Origin of the sequence: Mycobacterium sp. (assembly GCF_049802695.1) — a bacterium.
GTDB lineage: Bacteria > Actinomycetota > Actinomycetes > Mycobacteriales > Mycobacteriaceae > Mycobacterium.
This window is the reverse complement of sequence record NZ_JBARMY010000550.1, coordinates 1-10,413: the sequence shown is the minus strand read 5'-3', so window position 1 is coordinate 10,413 and position 10,413 is coordinate 1. Positions and strand designations below refer to the sequence as shown.

Sequence of the window (10,413 nt, the reverse complement as noted above, 5' to 3'; positions counted from 1 at the left end):
GGCGCCGACGATTTCCTCGAGTGGTTCTTCAAGGCCGATCGCGGCGAGTTGGAACCATTCGTGCTCGTCGTCGAAGGTTCCATCCCCAATGAAAAGATCAAGGACGAGGGTTATTGGTGCGGGTTCGGCAACGACCCGGCCACCGGCCAGCCGATGACCACCAGTGAGTGGCTCGACCGGCTGGCGCCCAAAGCCACCGCAATCGTGGCGGTCGGAACGTGCGCGACCTATGGCGGCATCCACGCCATGGCCGGCAATCCCACCGGCGCCATGGGCGTTCCCGACTACCTGGGATGGGAATGGAAGAGCAAGGCCGGCATCCCGATCGTCTGCGTTCCCGGCTGCCCGATCCATCCGGACAACCTGTCGGAGACGCTCACCTACCTGCTCTACATGGCGACCGGCCAGGCTCCGATGATTCCGCTCGACGACGCGCTGCGCCCCAAGTGGTTGTTCGGCAACACCGTGCACGAAGGCTGTGACCGGGCCGGCTATTACGAGCAGGGTGACTTCGCCACCGAGTACGGTTCGCCCAAATGCATTGTCAAGCTCGGCTGTTGGGGCCCGGTCGTGAAGTGCAACGTGCCCAAGCGGGGATGGATCAACGGCATCGGCGGCTGCCCTAACGTCGGCGGAATTTGCATCGGATGCACCATGCCGGGTTTCCCGGACAAATTCATGCCTTTCATGGACGAGCCGCCGGGCGGCAAGGTCTCCACCACCGCGTCGGGTCTGTACGGGTCCGTGATTCGAAGCCTGAGGGGTATCACGGGGCGCACCGTCGACAAGGAACCGCGCTGGCGCCACAGCGGCAACGAACTCACCACCGGGGCACGCCGCACCTGGTAGCGCACCTGCCAGGTCGCGCGCCCCATTCCACTTCAGAGCCCCAGAGCGGAGAGCAGTATTTCGATGACAACTATCATTCCCGAGCCGACACAAACCAAGCGGGAACCCGGCCAACTCGTCGAAATGGCCTGGGACCCCATCACCAGGATCGTGGGCAGCCTCGGCATCTACACCAAGATCGACTTCGAGAACAGGGAAGTCGTCGAGTGCCACAGCACCTCGTCGATCTTCCGTGGCTACTCGATCTTCATGAAGGGCAAAGATCCGCGCGACGCACACTTCATCACCAGCCGCATTTGCGGCATCTGCGGTGACAACCACGCCACCTGCTCGTGCTACGCGCAGAACATGGCCTATGGGGTCCAGCCGCCGCACCTCGGCGAGTGGATCGTCAATCTCGGCGAGGCCGCGGAATACATGTTCGACCACAACATCTTTCAGGAGAACCTGGTCGGCGTGGACTTCTGCGAGAAGATGGTCGCCGAGACCAACCCGAGCGTGCTTTCGCTGGCGGAAAAGACCGCGGCACCGCACGCCGGAGCGCACGGGTACCGGACGATCGCCGACATCATGCGGTCGCTCAATCCGTTCAGCGGCGAATTTTACCGCGAAGCGCTGCAGGTGAGCCGGACGACGCGGGAAATGTTTTGCCTCATGGAGGGTCGCCACGTGCACCCCTCCACCCTCTACCCCGGCGGCGTCGGCACAGTGGCGACCATTCAGCTGATGACTGACTACATGACGCGGTTGATGCGCTATGTCGAGTTCATGAAGAAGGTCGTGCCTATGCACGACGACCTGTTCGACTTCTTCTACGAGGCGCTGCCAGGTTATGAGAAGGTCGGCCTGCGCCGCACCCTGCTCGGCTGCTGGGGCTCCTTCCAGGACCCGGAGGTGTGCAACTTCGAGTACAAGGACATGGAGCGTTGGGGTAACGCGATGTTCGTCACCCCGGGTGTGGTCGTCGACGGCAAGCTGGTCACCCACTCGCTGGTGGACATCAACCTGGGCCTCCGAATCCTGTTGGGCAGCTCGTATTACGACGACTGGACCGACCAGGAGATGTTCGTCAAGACCGATCCGCTGGGCAACCCGGTGGACCGGCGCCACCCGTGGAACCAGCACACCAACCCGCACCCGCAGAAGCGAGACCTGGACGGTGGAAAGTACACCTGGGTGATGTCGCCACGCTGGTTCGACGGCAAGGATCACCTGGCGCTGGACACCGGCGGCGGTCCGCTGGCCCGGCTGTGGGCGACCGCACTCGCCGGCCTGGTCGACATCGGCTACGTCCAGGCCACCGGTCAAAGCGTGAAGATCAACCTCCCCAAGACCGTCCTGAAGGGCCCGGTGGAACTGGAGTGGAAGATACCCAAGCACGGCAGCAACACCATCGAACGCGACCGGGCCCGTACCTATTTCCAGGCATATGCGGCAGCGTGCGCCCTACACTTCGCCGAGAAGGCACTCGCCGAGATCCGGGCCGGACGCACCAAGACCTGGGAGAAGTTCGAGGTGCCCGACGAGGGCATCGGCTGTGGCTTCACCGAGGCGGTGCGCGGTGTGCTGAGCCACCATCTGGTGATCCGGGACGGCAAAATCGCCAACTACCACCCGTACCCGCCCACCCCGTGGAACGCGAGTCCGCGCGACAGCTACGGCACGCCGGGCCCCTACGAGGACGCGGTGCAGGGGCAGCCGATCTTCGAGGAGAATGGCCGGGAGAACTTCAAAGGCATCGACATCATGCGCACGGTGCGCAGCTTCGATCCGTGCCTGCCCTGTGGTGTTCACATGTATTTGGGGAAGGGCAAGACGCTGGAGAGATTGCATACGCCGACCCAGTCACCTGCCGGGGAGTGACATGGCGGATCGCCCGACCACCCCCTCGGAGAACCCCCAGACCGAGGCGCAGTGGCGCACGGCGGGCGATCGGATTCAGACACTTTTGGATTCCTGCGCGGCGGGTGGGGCGGCCGCGCATGAACGTGCCCAGCAGCTGGTTCGCGAGGTAGTCGGGCTTTACGGAGCCGGACTGGAACGGATCATCCAGCTGTCGCAGTCGTCCGGCGACTTGGGCATGGCCGAGCGGCTGGCCACCGACGACCTGGTGGCCAGCCTGCTCCTGGTACACGGCCTGCACCCGCATGACGTACACCGGCGGGTGAACGACGCGCTGGACAGCGTGCGGCCGTATTTGGGCTCCCACGGTGGCGACGTGCACCTGGTCGACATCGTCAGCGGACCAGAGGGGGACACCGTTTGGCTCCAGTTCGCGGGCAGCTGCAAGAGTTGTCCGTCGTCAGCAGTGACCCTGGAGTTGGCCGTCGAAGATGCGATCCGCGCGGCTGCGCCGGAGATCTCGTCGATCGAAGTCGTGACCGCTGAACCCACGGCGCCCGCGGTGATTCCGGCCGAAGCACTGCTGGCCAGGATCAAGACGGAGGCCAATTCTAGGGCCAATTCAGAGGCCCATCTCAACGCCGGGGCAGCCTGGCATCCAGTGCCCGGTCTGAACGATTTGTCCCCTGGTGAAGTCGGCGGCTTTCTGATCGAAGGGATGTCCGGCCTGACCGTCCTGGCGTGTCGCATCGACGACCAGCTCTATGCCTACCGGGACAACTGCCCGGCGTGCGAGAGATCGTTGGCCGGGGCAGTACTGCACCGCCCGATGGGTGGCGCCAAACCGGTGCTGCGTTGTCCTCGGTGCCACGCACATTTCGACGTCGTGCATGCCGGCGCATGCATCGACCACGATGCCGACTGCCACCTCGATCCCATCCCGCTGCTGACCCGTGACGGAGTGTTGTGCGTCGCGGTGCCGGCCGAAGCGCTGGGGGCTCCGGCATGACGAGTCCGTATGACGTGCTGGCGCGTATCACCAGCAGCCGGCCGCCCCCGGAACCGGTCGGCGAGCGGTGCGAGATGTGCAGCGAACTGATCGCGGACGAGCATCAACATGTGGTGAATGTGGCTGCGCGACAACTGATGTGCGTATGCCGCGGCTGCTATCTGTTGTTCACCGACTCCCAAGCCCAGTTGCGCTACCGCGCGGTGCCCGACCGTTATTTGGCGTTTCCGGATTTTGCGCTCGACCGCCGCGCATGGACAGCACTGCAAATCCCGGTTGGCATGGCCTTCTTCTTCGCCAACTCCGAACTCGGGCGCACGGTCGCCTTCTATCCCGGACCGGCCGGCGCATGCGAATCCGAGCTGGACCTGGCCGCGTGGAGCGCCATCAGCGGCGCCGACCCGCGGGTCGGCCTGCTGGCCGACGATGTGGAGGCGCTGCTGGTCCGGGTTCCGGAAGACGAAGACGCCGGCCCGCAAAGCTATCTCGTTCCGATCGACGCCTGCTATGAGTTCGTCGGACGCTTGCGCATGTTGTGGCGCGGTTTCGACGGCGGCCAGGAGGCCCGGGCGTACATCGACGGCTTCTTCGCGCAGGTTGCGGCCCGCGCTCGGGAGACGCCGCGATGAACGATCGGCACATGGACGTGAACTTCGCCGTCCTGGACGTGACGCCCGAGCCGTACGCCGTCACCCCGTTGCTCACCGCCCGCATCGAAGTCACCACTGGCGGTGAGGATCCGGTGCACGCCATTGCGCTGCGAAGCCAGGTCCGCATCGAGCCGCTGCGACGTTCCTACTCCGACGACGAGGCAGCCGGGCTGACCGATTTATTCGGGCCTCGCGAACGCTGGGCGACCACCCAGCGCACCTTTTTGTGGCAGCACTGCACGGCGATGGTGCCGGGGTTCGCCGGCGCCACGACCGTGGCGCTTCCCCTGGACTGCACCTACGACTTCGAGGTCGCCGCCGCCAAGTACCTACATGCGCTGCGCGACGGCGCAATACCTCTCCAATTCCTCTTCAGCGGAACGATCTTCGTGAAATCCGACCGCGGATTTTCCGTTCAGCAGGTTTCCTGGGACTGTGAACATCGCTGGGACATGCCGGTCACGGTCTGGCGGGATCTGATCGTCCAGCACTATCCGAACGGGGGCTGGGTAAGGCTGAGTCATGAAACCATCGCCGCGTTGGCCGCCTACAAGTCGTCGCGCGCGCTGCTCGACCTCGACAACGCGGTCACCTCGCTGCTGGCTGCAGCATCCGAGTGGGAGACGGTCCAGTGACATCCGGGCTGTCGAGCTGGGATCGCGCCCGCGCCGTCGCCGACGCCGTGCTGTATGAGGGCTATCTTCTCTACCCGTACCGCGGGACGTCGAGCAAGAACCAGTCTCGTTGGCAGTTCGGGGTTCTGGGCCCGCCCGGCGCGGCCGACGCAGGCTTGGGCGAAGACGACACCATGGCGGCGCAGTTTCTGGTCGAGGAAGCCCAGGCGATCACCCTGGTAGTGCGCTTCCTGCAACTACAGCGGCGACGGGTTGAACGTGAAATCGCCGACGGCAAATTCGTCCCAGTCGACGAGCTGACCACCATGTCTGGATCATGGCTGACTTGGGACGAGGCGGCTGAATGCGAAGTGTCGTACGGGCCATTGGCATTCACTGACGGGCCGTGGACGCTGCCGGTGACGGCAGCAGCGGCGACCGATATCGAGCGGGTCGACGGCGGCCGCCTGGTCCGCGACCGGAATGAGGTGCGCGGCGAACTGGCTGTGACCATCGAGCAGGACGGGGACCTGCGCCGGGTCTCAGTACGGGTCAGCAACGTCGGCACCGCCGTCCAGCGCAACGCCGAAGGTAAAGATTCGGTGATCGCGCGATCCATGATCGGAACCCACGTCATCGCCGAAGTCGTCGGTGGTCGGTTCATCTCGCTGCTCGAGCCACCACTCGCCGCGGCCGACGCAGTCGCGCGGTGTAGCCGGCACCGCTGCTTCCCCGTGCTGGCCGGCCCGCCGGGCGCGCAAGACATAATGCTGGTCTCGCCGATCATTCTCTACGATCATCCCGAAATCGCCGAACAGAGCAGCACCGCGCTGTTCGACTGCACGGAGATTGACGAGATCCTGACCCTGCGCGTGATGACGATGACCGATGAAGAGAAGGCGCAGGCCCGCGCCACCGATCCGCGGGCCGCGCAGATCATCGACCAGTGCGACGACATGTCGCCCGATGCCATGGCCCGCCTGCACGGTGCGCTGCGGGATCCGCACTCGGCCGCTGGACTGGTCCCCGAGATTCCCGAGGGGGTTGACTGGTGGGACCCGATGGCCGACAACGCGGTACGTCCCGAAATCGACGCGGTACTGATCAACGGGGTGCGGGTTGCACGGGGCAGCCAGGTCCGGTTGCGCCCGCGACGCAACGCCGACGCACAGGACATCTTCGTCGCCGGCAAGACCGCCCGCGTCACGTCGGTACATGAGGACGTCGAGGGCAACAAGCACGTAGGGGTCGTCGTCGACGACGACCCAGCCGCCGACCTGCACGACTGGTACGGCCGCTATCTGTACTTCTCTCCCGACGAAATCGAGCCACTAGAAACTCGACAAAAGACAAATCACTGAAAGGAGTGCGACATGGCAATCTTGGGCTGGATCTTCTTAGCCTTCATCACACTGATTGTTGGACTGGGCTTGATTCTGGGGATTACGTCCCTGCCGGATGCCCGCCGCTACCTCAAACTCAGGCGGATGTAGCCATCACAGGCAGCCCGATGGCAGCGCGCATCCTGGTAGCCGGAATCGGCAATATCTTTCTGGGAGACGACGGATTCGGCTCAGAAGTAGTCCGAATCGCCGCAATCTCACCGGAGGATCCCAGCGTGCGCGTCATCGACTATGGCATCCGGGGCATGCACCTGGCCTACGATCTGCTTGAAGGGTGGGACACCCTTGTCCTCGTCGACGCGATACCCAGCCGCGGCAACCCTGGCACCTTGCACGTGTTCCAGGCTGATCATGAATTCGATTCCAGCGCAGCCACTGTCGACGCACACAGCATGGACCCGGCGGCGGTGTTCGCCAGCCTGCGGGCCCTGGGCGGCAGCCCGCCCTACACGGTCGTGGTGGGATGCGAGGCGCAAAGCGTCGAGGAAGGCATCGGTCTCACCGAGCCCGTAGCCAACGCCGTCCCCCGCGCCGCACGAGCAGTCGAGGAGATCGTCGCAGCCTTGGAAACCGCCTCCGCAGCAACGTCGATGCGACAGGGGCGCTAACTATGTGTCTGGGTATACCGGGACAAGTGATCAGGACGCTGGACGGCTACGAAGGACAGCTCGCACTGGTCGACGTAACCGGCGAACCGCGCAAGGTCAATATCGGCATGTTGCCGGAAGAGACATTCGCGCCCGGCGACTGGGTGATCATTCACATGGGCTTTGTCGTCGACAAGACGGACCGGGCCGGGGCCGAAGAGGCGATGGCCGGTCTGGAGCTGATGGGCCGGGGCGGTGGCGATCCGACGGTCAGCCCCGAAGGCGGTTGAGATGACTGACACCCCCCTGCTGCTGCGGTCTGATGACGTCCGGCAGCGCGTCACCGTGACCGGTGTCGTCCAGGGCGTCGGCTTTCGTCCGTTCGTTCACCGGATTGCCGGCGAGCTGGGCCTGGCCGGATTCGTCGGCAACGATTCGGGCTCAGTTTTTCTCGAGGTGCAGGGTGAACAAGCACGCGTGGCTGAATTCGGTCGTCGGCTGCACAGCGAGGCTCCGCCGCTGGCGCGGATCAGCACTATCCGCGTTGTCGACATCCAGGCCGATGCCGCCTGCGGGCACGAGTTCCGGATCGTCGCCAGCCAGACCGTCACCGGTGGCAGAACACCGATTCCACCCGACGTCGCAATCTGTGACGACTGCCTCGCTGAACTTTTCGACCCGCACAACCGTCGTTACCGACACCCATTCGTGACCTGTACCAACTGCGGGCCGCGGTTCACCATCATCCGCGAATTGCCATACGACCGTCCGGCCACCACCATGTCGGCATTCACCATGTGTGACAGATGCACCGCGGAATACCACGATCCGGCCGACCGCCGGTTCCACGCGCAGCCGATCGCTTGCCCGGCCTGCGGTCCGTCGCTGTGGTTCTGGTCAGCAGCAGCTGGGCAGCCCAGAAAAATAAACGGATCTGATGCCGCACTGGCAGCCGCCCAACGGGCGCTGGCGGCCGGTGCAGTGGTCGCCATCAAGGGAATCGGTGGCTACCACCTGGCATGTGCCATCGACAACGACACGGCTGTCGGCGCGTTGCGGGCACGAAAAGCCCGTCTTGCCAAGCCTTTCGCGGTGCTCGTCCGCGACCTTGACGTCGCCCGCCGCTACGCCCGTATCGACGAGGCCGAGGCTGCGGTGCTGTCCAGTCCTGCCCGCCCGATCGTATTGCTGCGGCGCCGCCCCGGCGCGCCGGTCGCCGATGCCGTTGCGCCGGGCAGTCCACTGCTCGGACTGATGCTGCCGTACTCACCTGTTCATCACCTGCTGCTGGCGCCGGTGCCGGGCGGCGGCCGGGTCCCCGACGCGCTCGTGCTGACCAGCGCCAACCGTTCCGATGAACCCATTTGCTTTACCGGCGACAATGTCAAGCAACGGCTTTGGGGAACTACCGGGCCCGGTGAATTATGTGACGCGCTGCTCGACCACGACCGGCCGATCCACGTGCCCTGCGACGACTCGGTGGTACGCGTCATCGACGGCCGGGAACTGCCGATCCGCCGCTCCCGTGGCTTTGCGCCGCTACCTATCGATATCGGGTCGATCGGGCGCAGGGGTCCGGCGGTGTTGGCTGTCGGTGGTGAGCTGAAGAACACCTTCTGCCTCACCGACGGCTCGCACGCCTACATGTCCGGACACATCGGTGACATGGCCACCTGGGAGACGCTGCGCGCATTCGAGCGCGCGGTAGGCCAGCTGACCGGAATACGCGGCGCACCAGCACGATTGGCCGCTGACTTGCATCCCGGGTATCACACCCGGAGTTGGGCGGAGCGCCACGTGGCCGATCGGCCGCTGGATCTCGTCCAGCACCACCACGCGCATGTGGTGTCGCTACTCGCCGAGCATGGACGCATCGGCGAACCGATCGTCGGAGTCTCCTTCGACGGCACCGGCTATGGCTGCGACCAGACGATCTGGGGTGGGGAGATCCTTACCCTCGGGACCGACAGTCACCGTTTCGTAAGGGCCGGCCACCTGTTGCCGGTACCGCTGCCCGGCGGTGACGCCGCGGTGCGTAACCCGTGGCGGATGGCGTTGTCTGCGTTGTGGGCGGCCGACATTGATTGGACTCCGGATCTGGCACCGGTCACCGCGGCGACCCCAGACGAATTACGTCTTGTCCGTTCTCAACTGGAAAGCGGCGCGGGTTGTGTGCCGTGTTCGAGCATGGGCCGGCTGTTCGACGCGGTCGCCTCCCTACTCGGCGTGCGGCACAGGATCGACTATGAAGGTCAGGCCGCCATCGAACTCGAGGCGCTTGCCGAATCGGCCGGGGACGGGCCCGGACCGTCTTTGCCACTCACCGTGCGGGCTGACGGTGTGATCGAACCCGCCACAATGGTGCAAACGATGGTGTCGGCCCTGTATGCCGGCACGCAACCGGCGCTGCTGGCGGCGGAGTTCCACCGGGCCGTCGCTACTGCGGTCGCCAAGGTGGTCGGTCAGGTGGCCGGCGCGGTGCGTCTGGTCGGCCTCACCGGCGGGGTGTTCCAGAACGTGCTGCTGCTACGCGCATGCCGTACGCAGTTGCAGCTGGCCGGCTTCGAAGTGCTGACCCACCACATCGTTCCGCCCAACGATGGCGGACTCGCACTGGGGCAGGCCGCGATCTCCATGCTGACCGCACTTCAGGAGGTGCAGTGTTGACTTCTGGCTTTGACACTACCGCTATCACAGCGATCGATCGTGGACTCGGCGCCGAGCTGGCCGAGGATTTGGCCGCCGCTGCTTTTACACTGGCCAAGCGATTCGCCGCGGGTGCGACCATGTGGTCGATCGCGCCGTCGTGGGAGCCGCATGCCTTGCACGTCGCGGTGGAGTTCGTGCACCCGGTGATCGTGGGGAAGCGGGCATTGCCGGCGGTGGCGCTGACCGGATCGGATTTGGTTGATTTGGTGCGGGTTTCGGTGCGGCCCGGCGACATCGTGGTCGCGGTTTCCGGCGCGGATGGTCGCGACGTGTGCTCGGTGATGCGCCGAAGCCGGGCATGGGGCGTCACCACGATCTGGATCGGCAGCGGGGAACGACCGAAACCGGGGATGGCCGATCACGTGCTGTGGCTCGACGACCCGGACCCGAGAGTGCCTGCAACGGGTGGCTTCGTGCTGTTCTACCACCTGCTGTGGGAACTCACCCACGTGTGTTTCGAGCATTCCGGCTTGCTCAAGCCGGACCCGAAAAGCACTGCTTGTGAGGACGACACCTGTATCACCTGCGGCGACGAGGGTCGGCTGGCCGAGGTGCTGACGGTATCGGGTGACGGGTTGGCGGCGGTGCGCACCGGACGGGGTGTCGAGAACGTGGTGACGACGCTGATCGACCCGGTCGCCGTCGGCGAGTTGATTTTGGTCCACGCCGGCACCGCGATCTGCCGCGTCGACGACGAAGATGCCGGCTCGGCCGGGATCGAGGAGCGGCGCAGATGACCGAAGTCGACGA

Annotated in this window: 11 protein-coding genes; all 11 read left to right on the top strand. The window is 65.1% G+C overall.

Features of this window, described 5'->3' with window-relative positions; genetic code table 11:
* On the top strand, positions 1-849 hold an 849-nt coding region (locus WA317_RS21735; protein ID WP_425174997.1), incomplete at its 5' end, for a hydrogenase expression protein HypE.
* 63 nt (positions 850-912) lie between these two features.
* Positions 913-2,712, top strand: coding sequence for a nickel-dependent hydrogenase large subunit (locus WA317_RS21730; RefSeq protein WP_425174996.1), 1,800 nt, complete (start codon positions 913-915; stop codon positions 2,710-2,712).
* 1 nt (position 2,713) lies between these two features.
* On the top strand, positions 2,714-3,700 hold the full coding sequence (locus WA317_RS21725; RefSeq protein ID WP_425174995.1) for a NifU family protein: 987 nt from the start codon (positions 2,714-2,716) through the stop codon (positions 3,698-3,700).
* Positions 3,697-4,329 carry a DUF5947 family protein gene (locus tag WA317_RS21720; RefSeq protein ID WP_425174994.1) on the top strand — a complete coding sequence of 211 codons (633 nt, stop codon included), beginning with the start codon at positions 3,697-3,699 and terminating at the stop codon, positions 4,327-4,329. The genes WA317_RS21725 and WA317_RS21720 overlap by 4 nt, the downstream gene beginning before the upstream one ends.
* Positions 4,326-4,985 (top strand): DUF6084 family protein, encoded by a 660-nt coding sequence (locus WA317_RS21715; RefSeq protein WP_425174993.1) that lies wholly within the window; start codon positions 4,326-4,328, stop codon positions 4,983-4,985. Before WA317_RS21720 ends, WA317_RS21715 begins: the two co-directional genes overlap by 4 nt.
* Entirely contained in the window at positions 4,982-6,325 is a 1,344-nt protein-coding gene (locus WA317_RS21710) for a hypothetical protein (RefSeq protein WP_425174992.1), read from the top strand. The genes WA317_RS21715 and WA317_RS21710 overlap by 4 nt, the downstream gene beginning before the upstream one ends.
* Positions 6,326-6,337: 12 nt before the next feature.
* On the top strand, positions 6,338-6,457 hold the full coding sequence (locus WA317_RS21705) for a DUF6893 family small protein (protein ID WP_425174991.1): 120 nt from the start codon (positions 6,338-6,340) through the stop codon (positions 6,455-6,457).
* A 17-nt stretch (positions 6,458-6,474) separates the two neighbouring features.
* Complete coding sequence (locus tag WA317_RS21700; RefSeq protein ID WP_425174990.1) at positions 6,475-6,975, top strand: hydrogenase maturation protease; 501 nt, start codon at positions 6,475-6,477, stop codon at positions 6,973-6,975.
* A gap of 2 nt (positions 6,976-6,977) precedes the next feature.
* The gene (locus WA317_RS21695; protein WP_425174989.1) at positions 6,978-7,244 is read left to right on the top strand and encodes a HypC/HybG/HupF family hydrogenase formation chaperone; all 267 of its coding nucleotides are present in this window, start codon (positions 6,978-6,980) and stop codon (positions 7,242-7,244) included.
* A gap of 1 nt (position 7,245) precedes the next feature.
* Complete coding sequence (hypF, locus tag WA317_RS21690) at positions 7,246-9,621, top strand: carbamoyltransferase HypF (RefSeq protein ID WP_425174988.1); 2,376 nt, start codon at positions 7,246-7,248, stop codon at positions 9,619-9,621.
* Positions 9,618-10,400: a HypC/HybG/HupF family hydrogenase formation chaperone gene (locus tag WA317_RS21685; protein WP_425174987.1), complete on the top strand. Its 783-nt coding sequence runs from the start codon at positions 9,618-9,620 to the stop codon at positions 10,398-10,400. The genes hypF and WA317_RS21685 overlap by 4 nt, the downstream gene beginning before the upstream one ends.
* The last annotated feature ends 13 nt before the right edge of the window (positions 10,401-10,413 follow it).

What these genes read in the sequence shown, in the direction of transcription:
- WA317_RS21715 (WP_425174993.1), top strand. Translation starts at nt 4,326, where the DNA reads ATGAACGATCGGCACATGGACGTGAACTTCGCCGTCCTGGACGTGACG.
- WA317_RS21705 (WP_425174991.1), top strand. Translation starts at nt 6,338, where the DNA reads ATGGCAATCTTGGGCTGGATCTTCTTAGCCTTCATCACACTGATTGTT.
- WA317_RS21695 (WP_425174989.1), top strand. Translation starts at nt 6,978, where the DNA reads ATGTGTCTGGGTATACCGGGACAAGTGATCAGGACGCTGGACGGCTAC.
- WA317_RS21700 (WP_425174990.1), top strand. Translation starts at nt 6,475, where the DNA reads ATGGCAGCGCGCATCCTGGTAGCCGGAATCGGCAATATCTTTCTGGGA.
- WA317_RS21720 (WP_425174994.1), top strand. Translation starts at nt 3,697, where the DNA reads ATGACGAGTCCGTATGACGTGCTGGCGCGTATCACCAGCAGCCGGCCG.
- WA317_RS21725 (WP_425174995.1), top strand. Translation starts at nt 2,714, where the DNA reads ATGGCGGATCGCCCGACCACCCCCTCGGAGAACCCCCAGACCGAGGCG.
- hypF (WP_425174988.1), top strand. Translation starts at nt 7,246, where the DNA reads ATGACTGACACCCCCCTGCTGCTGCGGTCTGATGACGTCCGGCAGCGC.
- WA317_RS21730 (WP_425174996.1), top strand. Translation starts at nt 913, where the DNA reads ATGACAACTATCATTCCCGAGCCGACACAAACCAAGCGGGAACCCGGC.